Genomic DNA, 18273 nt, shown 5'->3' with positions numbered 1-18273 from the left:
AGTATTTATGTTAATCAGATTGATGCTTGGGGTACGTCAGTTTCAAAATGAATCATTTAAACAAATGGAGGAGGATTTTAAGAAATTAAGTGCAGCGCAAAATCCTGAAATTTTATTCATTACTTGTTCTGACTCACGCTTATTGCCAAATCTTTTAACACAAACTAAGCCTGGTGATTTATTTGTCATTCGTAATGTAGGAAATATCATACCGCCCTCTCACGTTCCTTCAAGTGAAGCAGCAGGACTCATGTTTGCTCTTAGCGAACTTAATAGCATAAAAGACATTATTATTTGTGGTCATTCCCATTGTGGTGCTATGAAAGGCTTGTTAACCCCTAATCTCCAGGAGCATCTTCCTGAAGTCGCCTCATGGCTTACTCATTCACACTCTGTCTTAAAGCAAGTGAACGACTCTAAAGAACTTCACTCAGATAATTTCACTTTAAAAGTACGACAAGCGACCAAGTTGAACATTTTGGCACAGATCGAACATTTAAAGTCATATCCACTAATTGCGAAAAAACTGGAGCAGAAAGAACTCTCAATCCATGGATGGTTCTATGAATTTGAAACAGGCGAAGTATTCGTTTATGAACCTGACTATCATGAATTTTTTCCATTCGAAAAAGCATTAACTTTTGCTATTGCCGCCAAACGGGATAAAATTATTGAGCAAGTAGCAATGAGACATTTAGAATCGTTTACCAACCCTCAGACAGTCAAAGAATATAGAGAATTAATGCAGTTATTTTCACTTCTTGAAAACAATTTACTCCCCATCTGGCATGCAATAAAAAAAGAAGTCAAGGAAAAGTTATGGGAAGAGTTAGGCGGCTTATATTCCAGCATGGATGATGCCCAATTTAGTAATATCCTCGAACAGGGCTGTCAGTTCAAGTTATTAAATTTAAAATATTTTCAAAAGAGTGTTGCTGAATCAGAAGGTTATCAAGAGTATATTAAAAAAATAATGCGCAATTCATTCTTTACAATGCCAACTCCTAGATCAATTCCGGAAATACTCCAGAATTTAAGTTTTAATTATTAAAAGCAAGGCCAGAACTCTGGTCTTTATAAATTTGGGGCGGGCGTGAAATAAAGATAAATATCTATTTAATTTACAAAATAAAATTTTTAGGCTACATAATATTAACAAAGGGATTTTAATGTGGGTACTCATGAAAAAATGGACTGGTTTCATCATAGCTATAATAGTGCTTATCCTAGTAGCTTACTTTGGTATTGGTTTCTCAATCGAGAATACCTTAAGTAAAAATATAAATTCAATTCCTAAAACCTCTTCATTTAGTGTTCATTTAGATAAATACCACCGAGGCTGGTTTTCCTCAAAAGCGAATTTAACATTTAAGATGCATATCCCTGCACAAAATATAACAGATAAAAATGGTGTCACCAAAACTGAACCACCAGCTGATTTTGATATAGACATCCCTATTTTTATCAAACATGGACCTTTTATAACGACAGACCATGGCCTACGCTTTGGAATAGGTCTTGTCACAACCCAACCTGAAACTCATTATGAAGCCTTTATTAATTATCTGAATAAAACCATTTTTAGATATACGCTTCCCTCCTTCGCCGTAGAAGGCAGGATTGGACAAAATGAAGGAGACTTCCAGTTAAATTGGCAGGGCTTATCTTCTTTGCTCAGTGTTTCTTCGAATCTTGATGATATTGATGGTAACTTAAGATTATCAGGAGTCAAAGGAGCTGCCAATAATCCATCCAATATGAAGAATAATCTAGCCTTTGATATTGGTGAGATAACCTATGATTATCAATTTAAACGACATCAAGACTGGTTATGGCTTGGACAATCTCGTTTTAATATTCCTTCTATTACAATCAATCTGGCAGCTGAAAAAGTATTCGACCTGGGAGGATTTGATTTATCGGCTGGTTCTAATGTTCATGATGATGCAATGGACATTGATTTTAAGCTGTCATTACAAAATCTATATACGGATAATCAGAATTATGGACCAGGTATTTTACACATAAGTTTTAGAAATCTGGATCCAGTCATTGCAGCGAAAATCAATCAACAAGAATTCAATCTGATTCAAAATAATAGCGACCCAAATTTAGTTACGCTTGCATTTGCAACTGAATTACCCAAACTCCTTGCTAAAGGAGCAGTTTTAGAACTTAAGGAAATGGCTTTGAATGTACCAGATGGTAAAATTATAGGTAATTTTAAAATTTCACTGCCAAAAAGCGAAGGCGATGACCTGTCTCAGATGATGCAAAAGATGTCTGGCGAAGGGTATTTTAAAGCGCCGATAACAACAGTAAAAGCACTTGTGACCACTTCAATTAAGAATAATCTAGCCAACAATACGCAAACCACTCCAGATGCACAGGCAGCACCACCAAGTCCAATAAGCCCGACACAAATCCTCGCTAATCCGGATAATCAAGCGACAACCCAAGCAGAAAAACTGTTACAAGATTTGGTCAATAAAGGTCTTTTAAAGATTGAAAGAAATGATTATGTCCTTACTTTCAAGTTAGAAAACCAAAAGATATTTGTGAATGGACAACCTTTTAATCCTGAGATGTTGAAATAATTTGGGAGCAGTATGCACCATAAATTAAACCCATATAACGGATCGATATGGGCCTTGGAGATATTTTTATATAATCATCGACATTCTAGAAGGAGCGTTCTCTCGCTCCTCATGTACCAAGCGATTAACATAAGAATTAACCAGTTCGGTTAAAAATTCTACTTTATCTGTCATAGAAAGATGCTCTGCTTCTAAAACCCCTTTGGCAATACCTTCAAAAACATGTGTTAATGGAGTTTGTATACGTTTTTCTGATTTACCCGTCTGACCAGGAATATGATTCTCAAGAGCATAAGAAATCCCCTGCACTATTGAGGAAATGATGTCCTCGGTTTTAGGCACCACCTGCAATACCCTTCCGTCTTCATCTGTAATCTCTGTTATTAGGAGTCTATTTACTTTTCTAGGAGGAACTACGGTAGATCTTCTTTGGTCAAAAAAAGTAAGAGCTTTTGATTTTGTAACCTCTTCTAATGTTGTACTCCCTACCCCTGGTAATTTCACTCCAACTGGGACTTCTCCCCCCTCTGGTGGTTTTGGAACTTCTTGAGTTTCTGAAACTTTAGATGGTGTTGTAACATCACGTGGTTTTGGAACTTCGCGTGATTTTGGAGCTACATGGCTTCTAGTAAAATTAACTTCTAACCAGTTGACCAAACGGGAAGGATTCTCCGTATGCAGACAAAATTCATTGTGAGTACACTCGTCTTTGATGCTATGGCCTTTTTCAATACGAGCAACATGATTATCAACAATAAAGTACTCTTTTGTTGCTGAAAAAGGAGGCAAAATAGTCCCTGGATAAATAATAAAATTATAACCTAACTGCGCTGCCAACAGCATAATAGAAGGACTTTCTTCTGTTAGATAGCCTCGAGAACGTTCGGTCCATGTCTCCCTATCTCCTCCATCTTTAGAATGACGCTTCACAAAGTCAATGACTGCATCTTCAATAGCATCTCTAAGACCTTCTACTCTCTCATAATAAGGTATTATGTCTTTTAATGTTTTATTAAAATCATTCTGAGCTATCCATGTATGCCAACGAACGATCTCGAAATTCTTTCCTTGCTCCAAAGCAAGCTGATTGATAATAGAAATTTTTTCATTCATTGATGCTTTAGGATACTTAAGTTCGAACTCATCAACACTCATACCCAAAGGAGCTAGGAAAGCTATTAAATTACTCTCAAAATACTTTTCACCTTTTTCCAAAGCTTTATTCTTAAGCGCCTCTTCTTCGCCCGGAGTCGTAGTCTTACCCTTAAGATTGTGCCAATAAATTTCATCAGCAATTAAAAATGTTGTTTTACCTTTAGGACCAGTATGCTCAACGGGAGTTTGATGTGTAACAACAGATTGTTGCACAATAGCGCTTAAATAATCACCGGCACAAAACTCATTTCCTACGATACTTAAAAGGACTAAATCTTTCGTAGTCTTTAGAGAGGGAAAACGACTTTTACTATTATCTCTTTTATTTACTGAATCAAAACTTGCGGTAACAAATGTACCGTCTTTGGGGCCTCTAACTTTTGGCATCTACATATTTCCTTCGTGTTTAATTTATCACTTCAGTACGCTAGCGATTCATTCGTGGCTTTAAAATTATTTAAAATCATGATATTACGTACTTGAATTAGTATTATTTAGATGAATTAAAATCAAAAAATTGAAATTTCCAATTAAAAATATAGCAATAGTATAATTCATTTTGAAGAAAAAATAACCATTTTTCTCATAAATAGTTTATAATATCCTCACTATTATTAAAAAAAGACAGTTCATTTTGGATGGTTTAGTATACTCGTCATGAGGTGCTCCATTAATATAGTGTTTACAGTTAAACAATATTTTTCTTAATAATGCATCATCTCGCTTATTAAGATTATTTATACGGTGAAAAATGGATTCTGAAAAAATAAAAGAATTACAAGAAATTATTAATCGAAAAAATGCCCAAATTCATCAATTAACTCTTTCTCTTGAAGAAGAAAGATTAAAATTTAAAAATGAATTACAAGCTGTTCATGATTATTATGAAAATATAATTTCTTTAATGCCTGGGCATGTTTATTGGTTGGATAAAAATAATATATTTTTAGGTTGTAACGACTCACAAGCTAAAAGCGCTCGTTTGAAATCAAGAAAAGATATCGTGGGTAAAACTAATTACGACATGCCATGGAAAGATCAGGCAGAAGAATTAAATAAACTCAATACATTAGTAATGGAAACAGGCATACCACATACTGCTGAAGAATATGCGGTCATGACTAATGGAATGGGTATTTATTATTCCCAAAAAGTTCCCTTACGCAATCAAAAAAATGAGATTATCGGTGTTTTAGGCATTTCTCTGGACATCACAGAGCGAAAAAAAATGGAAGTCGCATTGCGTCGTGCTAAAGAAAACGCAGAAGTTGCAAACCAGGCGAAAACTGAATTTATAGAGAATATGAGCCATGATATTTATACCCCATTAAGTGGTATTGTGGGAATGTCACGACTTTTAGAAGAAAAAGCCGAAGACCCCGAAAGAAAACAATATGCACGCTGGATTCATGAAAGTAGTGAACAATTACTGGATTTGCTCAACGGTGTAATGGAAATCGTTACAGCAGATAACCTCAGGGAGCGTGATGTACATGAGGATTTATTCGAATTACGCAAAAACATTAAGGATATTGCACATCTTGTACAACCAACCCTGGAAATGAAGAAAATCAGATTGAATATTGAGATTGATGAAGCAACACCAAATAGTTTTATTACTGATGGTACAAAATTACATCGAGTTTTGCTAAATCTTGTAGGCAATGCGATTAAATTCACTGATACCGGTGTTGTTACAATTAAAGTAGAAACTCTCTCTCATGAAAATAGTTATGCCCAACTCCGATTTAGTGTAATCGATACAGGAATTGGTATACCTCCTGAATTAAAAAATAAGATTTTTGATCGTTTTTTCCGTGCTATTCCTTCTTATAAAAGTCAACATAGCGGTTATGGTGTGGGGCTTCACGTAGCACAAAAATACTTAAGCCTATTAGGTGGAGAAATAAATCTAGAAAGTGAGGTTGGAAAAGGTTCCTCTTTTTATTTTACCCTTACGATGAAAATTGGCTACAATGAGAACAACCCATCTCTCTATGGAACAAACGAAAGTAAATTACAGCAAGAGAAAACAGAATCTAATTCACCGCTAATTTTACTCGTAGAAGATAATATTATCTCTCTGCATATGCTTGAAAATGTTGCAGAGCAGGCTAAATATCAGTTCTACTCGGCAATTGATGGTGAACATGCTTTAGAGCTGCTGGAAACAAATGATTTTGATTTAATCATTACTGATGTAGGCATATCCGGCATGGCAGATAAGAACATCATTCATTGTATTCGCGAGCAGGAAAAACAAACACAGAAAAATCCTATACCAATTATTGGCCTAACTACCAATACCTCCGGTAAAGTAGAAAATGAACTTTTGTGTTCTGAAGTGAATAAAGTGTTAACCAAGCCCATTCATTCAAAATTGCTGCAAGAAGTAGTCAATGGACTCAATTTATCCGCTCCAAAAGAAGATATTTTGAGCTAAAACCCAGGAGGTTATTGAGCCTCGGCATCGCCTACTTTTTTGATGGTCTAAATCCCTTATTCCTACCTCCGGCGTACACACCGCGGGAGGTAGGTGTATATGGATGACGATACATCAGGTCTGTTGACCCTGGAATATTTTTATGGGGCTTCGAAATAATTAGGGTCTAAAGGATAACAAACCCAAGTCAATGATGAACCAATGTAATTGACTTCAAGTGTTGAGACATTTAAAGCAGATAATTCGGGTTGCTTATCCATATAACACACTTGACGTACCCCATTTACGATTACATAGTAATAAGATTTTCTAGATTCATAATCATTTGGCACATAGTAAATATCACCTCGTTTTTCCAGGATAATTGGCTTGCCAGTAATTATTATTTTTTCTGCGTAGGAAACTGCATTGAACAGTGTAAGCGAACAAATAATTAATACTATTTTTTTCATAATAACTTCACTCCGTGAAATAATTTTAGTAGACATGACTAAGTATAGAGCAACAATACTGCTCCCATAATTTATTTTTCATTCATCATTATCACTGAACGAAATCGCACTTTATTTGACATCATCGCTTCAAAAGCTTCTTCCGCGTGCGCAAGTGGATACTGTTGAATCATGGGGCGAATCCCCGCCAAAGCACAAAACTTCAATGTTTCTTCGATGTCAATTGCACTTCCCGATGGCCACCCTCTAATCGAACGTTTGTTACCAATAAGCTGAGTTGCTATCACTTCAATTGGATCATTGGAAGCACCAACAATAAGAAGTTCACCTTTATTTGCAAGACCATTAATTAAAGGAGAAATCGATTTGCCACTAGGCGCTGTTGCCAAAATAACTCGGGCCCCACCTAATTTTTGCAATTCAAGAACAACATCATGATCGTCAGAGTTTAAATAAATATGAGCCCCTAGCTTTTTAGCAAGTTCTTCTTTGTCAGTCCCAGAGGATAGAGCAACCGTTTTAAATCCCATTTTATTAGCAAATTGAACGCCCAGATGCCCTAGTCCTCCCACGCCTTGTATTGCAACTAAATCACCTGGACGAGCAAAACTATGTCGCAGCGCATTAAAAGTTGTTACACCGGCACACATTAATGGCGCAGCATCAGCAAAAGAAAGTTCATCAGGAATGGCAGCAAGTGCTTCAACTGGAGCTATCATATATTGGGCATATCCACCATCATAATGTAATCCTGTGATTTGGTGGTTTTCACATAGAATAAAATCACCATGGCGACAGGAAAGACATTGACCGCATAGAGCGCCGGCCCAACCTACCCCAACACGTTGACCTGGTTTCCATTGAGTAATATTAGTCCCAACCGCATCAATTACTCCTGCCACCTCATGTCCTGGAATTCTTGGGAACTGAAGATTAGGCCACAAATTTTCTTTCACAAAGACATCCGAATGACATACACCACATGCTTCAACTTTAATACGTACTTGACTTGCTGCCGGCATCACAATGTCTTTTTCAACGGACTCCCATTCTCCTGACTTATTTACTTGCACAGCTTTCATCATTTTCATTTTGTTCATTTCCTTATGTAACCAATAATAGATACAATGACGCTCTCACGCTCAATCAACTGATTAAAAATTCCACTATCCAGAGTGTAGACTGCTTCATGTAAAATGTCACAATCAGGATATCAGAGAAAAAATTATAGGCTTGTGCTTTTTGGTGTTTTGTATATTGAGAAAGATTATAATTCTTGAATCGCGGCACATTCATGACTCTGCCACTTATTTAAAAAGGAATATATATGAATACCCTGGACTGGCTGAAAAAACTTATCGCCTTTGATACCACCTCACGCAATTCCAACTTATCTCTGATAGAGACGCTGGCAAATACATTAAATGACTATAAGATTAATCCCATTTTAATCCATGACGACAAAGGACTTAAAGCAAATTTACTCGCCTCTATCCCCGATCGTCTTGGTCGACTTGAGGGTGGACTTATTTTATCGGGTCATACAGATGTAGTACCTGTTGATGGGCAAACCTGGGGTAGCGATCCATTTCAGGCAACGATTAAAGACCAAAAAGTATATGGTAGAGGGGCGTGCGACATGAAAGGTTTCATTGCAGTAGTGATGAACCTTATCCCCCAATTGCAAGCGCTTAACCTCAAATTCCCAGTACATTTTGCTTTTTCATATGATGAAGAGATTGGTTGCCTTGGCGCGCCGAGCCTCATTGAGAGAATGACAAAACTAAATTATAAACCCAAAGCATGTATTGTGGGTGAACCAACCTCCATGCAACCTGTAATCGGACATAAAGGAATACAATGCTATCGCTGTCAAATCCATGGTGTGGCGGCTCATTCATCATTGACCCCTGAAGGATGTAATGCAATAGAGCATGCTGCATCATTTATTTCTTACCTTCGTAAAATGGCTCACCAATTTCAATCTCAAGGAAATCGAGATGAGTCTTATGATGTACCTTATACTACAGTATCCACGAATCTCATTCAGGGTGGGAATGCGTATAATACGATTCCCAGTTTGTGTGAATTTGTTTTTGAAATTAGAAACTTGGTGATTGATAACCCCGCTCAACTTCATCAACAAATAATTGATTTCATAGATAGTGAATTACTCCCTACCCTCCGTAAAGAACAATTAAACACGAATGTGATTTTAGAAACCCTCGCTGAAGCCCCTGGATTGGATACCCACCCATCTGAACCAATTGTTCATGCTGCCCAATCAATTTGTCGCAATGAAAAAAAAATAAAAGTGGCTTATGCCACTGAAGCAGGCTTATTCCAACAGGCGAAAATACCTACTATTGTTTGCGGTCCAGGCAGCATAGAGCAGGCTCATCGTGCTGATGAGTTCGTTGCGATTGAACAACTTCATCTGTGTGAACAATTCATTATCAAAATGCTACACTCATCATTTCTCAAGAGCTCGGAATAAACAACGGATAGTTACTGACATGATAATCCTTTATATCCCATTCCATGAAGAAAATGATCTCATTGCTCACGCACTGCATTGGAAAGAAACACTTAATGATGAAAACATAGTTATAGTACAGCATGGCAAGCCCATAAATTATAAATTAATGGAACATGACTACCTCACCATTTATGTACTTGCACATGGAGTTGATAATTTATTGGAATATTTTCAGCTGGCCAGCACTTGTTCTAGTACAAATCAACCTACCTATCTTGGCATTGATAAAATAGCAGAGCGCTTTAACTGTGATTTTGTTTATGTGCATCATAAGATTAGTAATATAAAACTTTATTTTTGTAATAATAAAGGGAATCAGAAGACCTTAGCGGAAAAATTCAATAGCAACTTGGTTCTATTCGATGCATTTATTGATTATTATGCTGGTACACTTTTTTCTCCCTCAACGGATAAAAAGAAGTATTCCTATTGTCATGGCAAATGGTATTCCAGCTCTAATGTACGCAGGACCTTACATAAAAATAGAGATTGGCAGGATCCAAATGACCAAATAAGTATAAAACAACTGAGCATGCTTAATTTTTTGGAAAATGCAAAACAAAATCGTATTGATTTAATGGTTAATAAACAAAAAAAGGCACGCCAGAAACTGATGATGCAAAGAAGAAATGAACGACAGAAAGCAGATAGTGAAATGACGCAAACCACAGAATCGAACAAACTATCCAGTTGCTAAAGAGAATCCGACAATTGCTTTAATGCTCATTTATTCCCATTCCTAAGTTCGTTTATTAGAGTCACCACTGTTTGTTTGCGGTAAATAATCATAAAGTTTTTTATGGCTTATTTTTCCGCTATTAGTCAATGGCATATCCTCAATAAAATATATTTTTACCGGAATTTTATATTTTGCTATAAATTGGGTTAGGTATTGGCTAAGTTCTGATTCAGTCAATTTCTTACCACTTTTTAGTACCACAAATGCGACAGGTACCTCTCCTTCATGACGATCAGGAATGCCTATTACTCCAGCAGCCTTAATTGCAGGGTGCTGATAAATCGCAGTCTCAACTTCACCTGGCATTATATTTGACGTATTCCGAATAATTATATTTTTAATACGCCCGGTAAAATAATAATTCCCTTGCTTGTCTTGCTTTGCGCTATCACCCGTTTTAAACCAACCTTCTATAAATGCTTTTTGTGTCTCGTTTGGATTATGCCAATAATTCAACATGAGCATATCCCCCTTGACCAAGATTTCCCCATCCTCCCCTTGCGGAACTTCTTTGCCCGATTTATCCACCAAACGTAGTTGTACTCCAGGAAGAGGTTTACCAATACAACCACTTTTAGGGTTCTCTTCCATACAAACTGTCATCCAAATACCCTCGGTCATTCCATAACCCACATGAATCGGCTTCCCGGCACAGGCAATAAATCGCTTTTGAACTGCTTCAGGTAATACATTCCCTCCTGTATACACCCCGCGTAGTGAGACAAAAGTATCCGAGGTACAACGTCCAGAATCCAAAAGTTTCATCAGGGTATCAATATGTGGAACAGCCAAAGTCGGCTTGTGTTTCATTAATCCATCTAGATAACCATCCAGATAAAAACCATCATAGACAAGAACAGTGCCACCTCGTGATAAAGTAGCAAAGGTTTCCATGAAGCCGCTTATATGGCATTGTGGTTCACACACGATTATTTTATCTTGCGCAGTAATCGTATCTAAAGCATCTGAAAGTTGAATCTAATATTGCTTCAATTGAGTTTAGAGTATGGACTACCCCTTTCGGTTGTCCAGTAGAACCTGAAGTATAAAAAATCACGGCAGGATTATTATTGGGAAGCTCCGATATTGGGAACTCAGACGATGTATTCATGATATCTTGAAACAAAGAGTATTCACTAGACTTCCCTTTACTGCCAATAACAAACACCTCTTTAATGTGTGTTGCGGCTAAATTAATGTCTTCCAGTAAAAATAATTTTTTCTCCTCAATAATTAAATAACAAGGCTCAGCATCCTGAAGCACTCTTTCCAGTTCATGGGGTGCATAACGACGATTTATAGGCATTGCAATACAACCCGTCTTAAAACAGCCAAGATAAATAGAAATGATTTCAACACAATTAGGAAGCATAAAAGCAATACGTTCGCCCTTAATTTCTTCTTGCGATAAAAAGTTCGCAAAGCGATTCGCGGCTCTTTCTAACTCTTCATAGGAAACACTGGCGTTTTCAAATATAAGCGCCTGCTTTTGTCTATAATTTTTTTCTATAGAATAAATTAAATATTCAGATAACATGCCCATTATTACATCCGTCGACTTCAAATATTTCTTGTTAATACTATAGGTCAAATTTTATTTTCTTGATTTGGTGGTTGAATTAATTTGCAACGGAGTGTAAAATTTTTAAATAGATATTTATCTCAAGAATAAGAAATTCTTAATAATCCGCTCCTTTTATGGAAAAAAGCACCTTTGTTAATAAAAACTTAAGAAAATTTTTATAAACTACCGCTATAAAAAATTTCTATACTTACAGGGTTAATTATGCCAACCATTCGATTCAGAGAAACTCCATTAATCCGTGAAATTTTGACGATCTATAAAGATTTACAAGTAAAAGTCATGGATATTGCCCACACCAGCATCGTTGAAATCCCTGTGGAACACCAAGGTTGGGGCTATACATTTGGTTTGACCTATAAAGAAGGGATGATAGAGGGATTGGAATATCCTCAGCCAGGTGGATTATCCAGCATGTCCAGGAGAATACAAGAACAAAATCATTCAAAGGAAATTAAAAGCAACTGTGACTACTTTAACTTTGTATACAATACGTGTTATCAGTACATTGCAGATAATCAAAACCGTTATTTTGGCCGTGCCAATTTGAATGACATTTCGCATGGCAAAGTTATAGCCATGATTCTATTGGCTCACCTTTGCCGCCAAGCATTGGAAAAACCCATTCAGGAACAAGAAAAATACAAAACACGAATTGAACTTTTTACTGTCGAATTACTTAGGCACAATGACATCCAAAGTACTAGCAGCCAAGATGAGAAACTTATTTCATGCAAGTCTGCCCTTGAGCGTATATTTGCAGCTGCACAACATGAAGATGTAGATCAAGAAAATAAAATTGATACCTATTACCAAACTATCGAAGATACTACTCAACAGCTAAATGAATTGCTTGCTGGAATTGATAATCACATGCTGCCATTATTTAGTAGGCAAAATCAAATTGATGCGACGCATTTGCAGGATCTGTACGCAAAAGTTGGTATAGCCACTCTGACTTCCACAGAACAAAAAGTTATTGATGACCACTTTGTGTCAGTACTATTTGGCTACCCTGCCTCTGCCTTTCAAGAAGATGCCTACCTCCATCTTTATAAAGGACTTGATTATCAATTACCTGAGAAGGGTAATTTTTTATGGGAACAGTTTGAACAAGGACAACGAGACAACTTAATTAAGCTGTTACAGTTGAGAGATAAATTGCGTGTCTTGCAAAATGAGCTAAAAAGACTTCATCAGTTCACAAGCAGCAACAAAATCAGTTACTTTAATGATTTTATAAAATTGTCCGAACCTTACTTGAAAGACATTCATCATGTCAAAAGTGAGTTACATGTTTGTTTGGAAAAGTTTGAGGCAGATTGTGGTAAGGTTTACCGAGAGCGAAGTAAATCTTCCAGTTCAGCCCGTAGTTTATGGGAACCTTTTTACTTAGATAAACGTCCCCTAGTTCAAGTACGAAATTGTTTTATCACTGCATCGCGACAAATTAGTGCCGCATTTGCGAGTATTCCATTTGATTGCTTTGATGCACTAAAAGACTTCAGTAAAGAAGCCAATGAAGTCGTACAGCGCGGAAACATCCTATTTGGCGACGAGTTTGATATGGCAAATAGTGCTTTTCAATCAGATATTTCTCGAGCACAAGCAAAAGAATTGAATCGTCAAGCCGAGCTTATTTTAGTAAAACAAAAAAATATCTTGGCCGAATATGATGAACTGATTCAACAAGCACAGCAATCTCAGGATGAAACCATAAAAAAACTGATTGATGTTCTGCAACGACGTCGCACTGTTGTTGCACAAATTATCCAGGCCCTTGAATTACAAACTCATGATGTTGCCGAGGAAGAAGGCTTTGTTCTTATTGAGAGCAGCAACTTTGAAACAAAAATGCTTGAAGAGGAACACCAAACTGCCGGCTTTTTTCAAATTGTCAGAAACTATTTATCTCGCCCAGCAGTGAGCATACATGAATATAATGATTTACAGGAGGAGTTGAGAAGAATAGGTGTTGAATTAACCGACACCAAAAAAGAAAATTTAAGTTTGAAACGACTTAATGCAGAAAATGAAAAGGCTCTTTTCCAAAGAGATAGACAAAATCGAACACTTACTACTTCAGTACAACAAAAAGATACACAATTGGATCTTGTCGCAGATCTTGCAAACCTTTCAACATTAAATATATATAATTCTCGATTATTGATGAAACGTATTACAAGCGATCAAACAGCCCAAATAAAAGAATTATTTAGTGTGATCCATAATATTGAGGCGGTTATACAGCAAGGAAAAAACTATCAAAAAGCTTATGAGACAAAAGCTGGTAAATACGATAGTTCATTCTTCTTTAGTCATAATGCTAATGGGAAAAGGCATGCTCGCCAAACCATGAATGCATGGGAACATCATCTGCGCTTCATAATGAATCAAGCAATCAGGCATTTATTAGAGAGTGGAGAGGAGATGGATGGCGAAAAAATGCTTCAGTTCACCCAATCTTTTTCTACAACTTTAGTAGAGACAATCGACCATTTAATTGTTAGTGAAAATTACAGCAGCTACAAACAACATTCTTTCCGTAATTACCTGCGCCATTTTCATCAACAACTCATTGGCAACGACGGACAATTAAAGGAAGAATTAACGGTTAAAAGCGATTCAATTCAAGATGTTAATGAAATTTTTAAAACTGTTAATGCTTCGTTTGATAGAACCGAATTAGAAGAGTTTGAGGGGTCTGTAAAAGAATCTAAATCTTTCAGTATGAATAAGGAATATTTCATTAAATATTAAAACCGGTCAAGTCAGAGGCTTGGCTGGAGTTTTTTAATTTTATTGATAGACCGTAGCGTATAGGGTTCGATGTGTGACCAAGAGATTAAGAGTCATTTTTTACTCAATTATGATCACAACCCATTATGAATACTGCCAATCGTATTACATTGTAACCTTCAAACTCTTTTATTTGAATTTCCACGTATTAAGAGAATCGGCAAGGTTGCAATCCTGAGCAGTTTTTCTGCTATGCTTCCTAAGAAGAAGCGACTAAATCCACGACGTCCGTGGGTGCCAATAACAAGTAAATCTGCCTTCCACTCCTCAGCTTCCTTAATAATTTTTTCAGGTAGATGACCTTCTAAAGTCTTTAGGACTACTAAATGAGTTTCGAATTGTATATATTCCTCTTTAATATCCCGATTTAACTTTTGCATGTATTCTTGGGCTTCTTCTTTGTACGCAGCCCATAAATTATTTACATCAACAAATCCATCACTAAACTGAACAATGTTTTCATCAACAACATGTATAACTCTTAAAATTGAGCCCAGATCTTTAGTTAATTGGATTGCTTCTTTTAAAGCTAAATTTGAAATATTACTTCTATCCACAGCTACCATAATACGTTTATATTTCATATATGTTCCTTTCATCCCTTGAAAAAAATAGAAACCATTTGTCTATATAAGTTCCCAACTTACTTTTTATTATGTTACAACAAAGTCGCACCTACAAATACAATTATCATCTTAGCGAATAATAATATCTCATTTTTTTGATGCATTGAGGTACAGCTTGGGAGCAGAGTGGTTTAAAAACAAATTGTGATAAAGGCAATAAAATAAATTAATGTGGCTGAGCTATTTCTCGATCTTCTGCTCTAAAATCTAACCTTTTTTCCAGGTTTCAATGATCCTGCAGAATTAATGACAACCATACGAACGTCTTTCTCCACAGATGACTCAAAAAGCTAGGTACGGCTTTCGCAGGTGCGGCAATCATGTGAAGATAATAAAAAAGTTATTCCATGTGAAGTAGTCTAATAACCAAACGTCTCATTCATTATGAATTCTCAGATTTCTCCTAAACCAACCTATAATAGATAATATCGATACACTAAAGGATGATTCATGGAAATTCAGTTCTTAGGTGCTACTCAAACAGTCACGGGTTCCAAATATCTAGTTCAAACCGAAAATATGAAAATCCTTGTCGACTGTGGTCTTTTTCAAGGTTATAAAGAACTTCGTTTACGCAATTGGTCATCACTACCTGTTAAGCCTCAAAATATTAATTATGTTTTGCTCACACATGCCCATATTGATCATAGTGGGTACATTCCTTTGTTGGTAAAAAATGGATTTCGTGGAAAAATAATTTGTACTGAGGCTACATATGATTTGTGTAAAATACTATTACCTGATAGCGGCTATCTTCAGGAGGAGGAAGCTTTTTATGCAAATAAAAGAAGCTATTCGAAACACCATCCCGCCCTTCCTCTTTACACTCGCGAAGATGCTGAATTATCGCTCAACTATTTTCTTCCTACAGACCTCAACAAGGCATTTAAAATACATGAAGATTTTTATGCAAGCTTTCATTATGCAGGCCATATTCTTGGAGCATCTTTTATACGAATTTGTCATCATAATGTATCTGTACTTTTTTCAGGTGATCTTGGGCGAGCACAGGATCCCATTATGAATCCCCCCCAAGCACCATTAGAGTCAAATTACTTAGTTGTCGAGTCAACCTATGGTAATCGTTTACATGAGGAAACGAATCCTGAGGAACAACTTGGAGAAATAATTAACCGTACAGTAAAACGAGGTGGTATCGTTTTAATCCCTGCTTTTACAGTCGGTCGCACACAATGCTTGCTGTTTTACATTCAACAATTAAAATCAAAGAAAGTAATTGCGGATATTCCTGTTATTGTTGATAGCCCGATGGCGACGAATGCAACAGAAATCTTTTCCCATCATGCGAAGGAAAATCGCTTAACTCTCCATCAATGTGCTGAACTTTGTGGTGTTGCTCGATATGTGCGTACCACAGAAGAGTCTATTGCACTGAGCCAACAAAAAATGCCTATGATTTTAATCTCTGCTAGTGGTATGGCTACCGGAGGTCGCGTTATACATCATATACGAAATTTTGCTCCCAATTATAGAAACACCATCATCTTCAGCGGTTTTCAGGCAGGAGGAACTCGTGGGGATAGAATGGTTCGGGGTGAGAAAGAAATAAAAATGTTTGGGCAAATGATTCCAATTCGAGCTGAAATTATACAGATGGAAAATATTTCAGCACATGCAGATTATGCGGAAATGCTGTCTTGGTTAGCACACTTAAAAACTGCACCTCGAAAAATTTTTATTACCCATGGAGAAAAAGAGTCTGCCGAATCTCTTAAAGTGAAAATTGAACAAAGATTTCATTGGAGTTGTGTGATTCCTAACTATTTAGATCAAGAAAAATTAAGATGAATAACGAATTACATAAAAGATCAAATAAATTAAAATTAGTTAAATTAGGTATCGATACGAGACAGGAATTTATTCTTTTTATCCGTTCAGATTGTTTCATTTGCATCTCGGAGGGATTCGAAACACAAGCACGGGTTATCGTTCAGTTAAGTAAAAAATCGATAATCGCATCCATAAACATTATTCATTCTGATATTTTACAGGAATATGAAGCCAGTCTTTCCGAAAGCGCTTGGGAGCAAATTGGTGCCAAAGAAGGTGATTCGATTAATATATATCACCTACCTCCGGTAGCTTCTATAAACTATGTGCGTTCTAAAATATATGGAAATACACTAACAGCATCGCAATTTTATGAAATTATCAGTGACATCGTAGACGGTAAATACTCCAACATTCATCTATCAAGTTTTATTACTGCTTGTGGTCATGACAAACTCAGCATTGAAGAAATTATTTACCTCACACAAGCTATGGTTAAAACAGGGAAACAATTGCATTGGAAGCATCCTATTATTCTTGATAAGCATAGCGTTGGAGGTATTCCAGGTAATAGAACAACCCCCATTGTTGTAGCTATTGTTGCTGCAGCTGGACTCATTATTCCCAAAACCTCATCACGCTCAATTACGTCTCCTGCAGGTACTACCGATACGATTGAAACAATGACAGCAGTAAATCTGCCTCTTTCAAAAATTCAAAAGGTAGTGGCACGAGAAGGGGGCTGCATGGTATGGGGTGGTGCATTAGGCTTAAGCCCGGCAGATGATATTCTTATTCGAGTAGAGAGGGTGCTGGATATTGATCCTATGGGGCAAATGATAGCATCAGTACTGTCCAAGAAAATTGCGATTGGTGCTACACATGTGCTGATAGATATTCCGGTTGGACCGACAGCGAAAATTCGCTCTGAGCTTGAATTTTTAAAATATCAAAATTATTTTTCTTTAGTCGGTAACGCTTTTAAGCTGAATGTTATTACTTTAAAAACAAATGGAGATCAGCCACTTGGAAAAGGGATTGGCCCCGCTTTAGAAGCAAAAGATATCTTAGCTGTACTCTATAATGATAAGGACGCACCTATCGATTTAAAAAATAAAGCAATTACACTTGCTGCAATCTTGCTTGAATTGGGAAAAAAAATACCCCTTCAGCAAGCCACCGAGTTAGCAATAAAAATATTGGAAAGTGGTACTGCCTTAAAAAAATTCTTAGCAATTTGTGAAGCCCAGGGTGGTTTCAAAGTTCCCCCTACCGCATTATTTACACATGACGTTGTTGCAATAAAAAATGGACGGATTACTGAAATTGATAATAGGAATCTAGCTAAAGTAGCAAAATTGGCAGGTGCTCCTTATGAGCCTGCAGCAGGTATTGAGTTTTTTGCAAAATTAAATACGCATGTGGAAAAAGGGCAATTGCTGTATCGAATCCATGCGGAGTCTAAAGGAACATTGGACTACGCCTGTACTTATGCTTTATCGATGCCCAATATTATTAAAATCACATCAGAAAAAACTTAGGTCAATAAT

General features: G+C 36.6%; 14 protein-coding genes. 8 read left to right on the top strand and 6 right to left on the bottom strand.

The genetic code is table 11. The features are described 5' to 3' along the window. Positions 1-7: 7 nt before the first annotated feature. Entirely contained in the window at positions 8-1051 is a 1044-nt protein-coding gene (locus tag Lpar_RS09600; protein ID WP_058517738.1) for a carbonic anhydrase, read from the top strand. A 130-nt stretch (positions 1052-1181) separates the two neighbouring features. Next, positions 1182-2597, top strand: coding sequence for a YdgA family protein (locus Lpar_RS09595; RefSeq protein WP_058519228.1), 1416 nt, complete (start codon positions 1182-1184; stop codon positions 2595-2597). Positions 2598-2663: 66 nt separating this feature from the next. Here Lpar_RS09595 and Lpar_RS09590 read toward each other — a convergent pair whose 3' ends face one another. Further along, a complete protein-coding gene (locus Lpar_RS09590; RefSeq protein WP_058517737.1) occupies positions 2664-4139 on the bottom strand; it encodes a hypothetical protein in 1476 nt (491 codons plus the stop codon). A gap of 364 nt (positions 4140-4503) precedes the next feature. Here Lpar_RS09590 and Lpar_RS09585 point away from each other — a divergent pair, with 364 nt between their 5' ends. Beyond that, entirely contained in the window at positions 4504-6195 is a 1692-nt protein-coding gene (locus Lpar_RS09585) for an ATP-binding protein (protein ID WP_058517736.1), read from the top strand. Positions 6196-6335: 140 nt separating this feature from the next. Here the strand turns inward: Lpar_RS09585 and Lpar_RS09580 are convergent, their stop codons facing one another. Both Lpar_RS09580 and Lpar_RS09575 read right to left on the bottom strand, forming a co-directional pair. Further along, positions 6336-6647, bottom strand: a complete 312-nt coding sequence (locus tag Lpar_RS09580; RefSeq protein ID WP_058517735.1) for a hypothetical protein — start codon at positions 6645-6647, stop codon at positions 6336-6338. 71 nt (positions 6648-6718) lie between these two features. Next, positions 6719-7738 carry an alcohol dehydrogenase gene (locus tag Lpar_RS09575; protein WP_058517734.1) on the bottom strand — a complete coding sequence of 340 codons (1020 nt, stop codon included), beginning with the start codon at positions 7736-7738 and terminating at the stop codon, positions 6719-6721. A 236-nt stretch (positions 7739-7974) separates the two neighbouring features. On the opposite strand from Lpar_RS09575, the gene argE reads away from it, so the two are divergent. Continuing rightward, on the top strand, positions 7975-9144 hold the full coding sequence (argE, locus tag Lpar_RS09570) for an acetylornithine deacetylase (RefSeq protein WP_058517733.1): 1170 nt from the start codon (positions 7975-7977) through the stop codon (positions 9142-9144). Between the two features lie 19 nt (positions 9145-9163). After that, complete coding sequence (locus Lpar_RS09565) at positions 9164-9883, top strand: hypothetical protein (protein ID WP_058517732.1); 720 nt, start codon at positions 9164-9166, stop codon at positions 9881-9883. Between the two features lie 42 nt (positions 9884-9925). Here the strand turns inward: Lpar_RS09565 and Lpar_RS19540 are convergent, their stop codons facing one another. Next, positions 9926-10819: a class I adenylate-forming enzyme family protein gene (locus Lpar_RS19540; protein WP_272947093.1), complete on the bottom strand. Its 894-nt coding sequence runs from the start codon at positions 10817-10819 to the stop codon at positions 9926-9928. 40 nt (positions 10820-10859) lie between these two features. Beyond that, positions 10860-11468: a class I adenylate-forming enzyme family protein gene (locus tag Lpar_RS19535; protein ID WP_272947092.1), complete on the bottom strand. Its 609-nt coding sequence runs from the start codon at positions 11466-11468 to the stop codon at positions 10860-10862. A 243-nt stretch (positions 11469-11711) separates the two neighbouring features. Between Lpar_RS19535 and Lpar_RS09555 the strand changes: the two genes are divergently transcribed. Continuing rightward, positions 11712-14267 carry a hypothetical protein gene (locus Lpar_RS09555; protein ID WP_058517731.1) on the top strand — a complete coding sequence of 852 codons (2556 nt, stop codon included), beginning with the start codon at positions 11712-11714 and terminating at the stop codon, positions 14265-14267. Between the two features lie 158 nt (positions 14268-14425). Here Lpar_RS09555 and Lpar_RS09550 read toward each other — a convergent pair whose 3' ends face one another. Next, positions 14426-14890, bottom strand: coding sequence for a universal stress protein (locus tag Lpar_RS09550; protein WP_058517730.1), 465 nt, complete (start codon positions 14888-14890; stop codon positions 14426-14428). 492 nt (positions 14891-15382) lie between these two features. On the opposite strand from Lpar_RS09550, the gene Lpar_RS09545 reads away from it, so the two are divergent. Both Lpar_RS09545 and Lpar_RS09540 read left to right on the top strand, forming a co-directional pair. Further along, entirely contained in the window at positions 15383-16741 is a 1359-nt protein-coding gene (locus tag Lpar_RS09545; RefSeq protein ID WP_058517729.1) for an MBL fold metallo-hydrolase RNA specificity domain-containing protein, read from the top strand. Next, entirely contained in the window at positions 16738-18264 is a 1527-nt protein-coding gene (locus tag Lpar_RS09540) for a thymidine phosphorylase family protein (protein WP_058517728.1), read from the top strand. Before Lpar_RS09545 ends, Lpar_RS09540 begins: the two co-directional genes overlap by 4 nt. Positions 18265-18273: the final 9 nt, after the last annotated feature.

Origin of the sequence: Legionella parisiensis, from assembly GCF_001467945.1 — a bacterium.
In the GTDB taxonomy this organism is placed as follows: Bacteria; Pseudomonadota; Gammaproteobacteria; order Legionellales; family Legionellaceae; genus Legionella; species Legionella parisiensis.
Note: the sequence above shows the minus strand (reverse complement) of the source record. Positions and strands in the feature narration are given on the sequence as shown.

Coding starts and splice junctions, on each gene's coding strand:
- Lpar_RS09540 (WP_058517728.1), top strand. CDS start 16,738: ATGAATAACGAATTACATAAAAGATCAAATAAATTAAAATTAGTTAAA.
- Lpar_RS09595 (WP_058519228.1), top strand. CDS start 1,182: ATGAAAAAATGGACTGGTTTCATCATAGCTATAATAGTGCTTATCCTA.
- Lpar_RS09590 (WP_058517737.1), bottom strand. CDS start 4,139: ATGCCAAAAGTTAGAGGCCCCAAAGACGGTACATTTGTTACCGCAAGT.
- Lpar_RS09580 (WP_058517735.1), bottom strand. CDS start 6,647: ATGAAAAAAATAGTATTAATTATTTGTTCGCTTACACTGTTCAATGCA.
- Lpar_RS09565 (WP_058517732.1), top strand. CDS start 9,164: ATGATAATCCTTTATATCCCATTCCATGAAGAAAATGATCTCATTGCT.
- Lpar_RS09575 (WP_058517734.1), bottom strand. CDS start 7,738: ATGAAAATGATGAAAGCTGTGCAAGTAAATAAGTCAGGAGAATGGGAG.
- Lpar_RS19535 (WP_272947092.1), bottom strand. CDS start 11,468: ATGGGCATGTTATCTGAATATTTAATTTATTCTATAGAAAAAAATTAT.
- Lpar_RS09555 (WP_058517731.1), top strand. CDS start 11,712: ATGCCAACCATTCGATTCAGAGAAACTCCATTAATCCGTGAAATTTTG.
- Lpar_RS09600 (WP_058517738.1), top strand. CDS start 8: ATGTTAATCAGATTGATGCTTGGGGTACGTCAGTTTCAAAATGAATCA.
- Lpar_RS19540 (WP_272947093.1), bottom strand. CDS start 10,819: ATGGAAACCTTTGCTACTTTATCACGAGGTGGCACTGTTCTTGTCTAT.
- Lpar_RS09545 (WP_058517729.1), top strand. CDS start 15,383: ATGGAAATTCAGTTCTTAGGTGCTACTCAAACAGTCACGGGTTCCAAA.
- Lpar_RS09585 (WP_058517736.1), top strand. CDS start 4,504: ATGGATTCTGAAAAAATAAAAGAATTACAAGAAATTATTAATCGAAAA.
- argE (WP_058517733.1), top strand. CDS start 7,975: ATGAATACCCTGGACTGGCTGAAAAAACTTATCGCCTTTGATACCACC.
- Lpar_RS09550 (WP_058517730.1), bottom strand. CDS start 14,890: ATGAAATATAAACGTATTATGGTAGCTGTGGATAGAAGTAATATTTCA.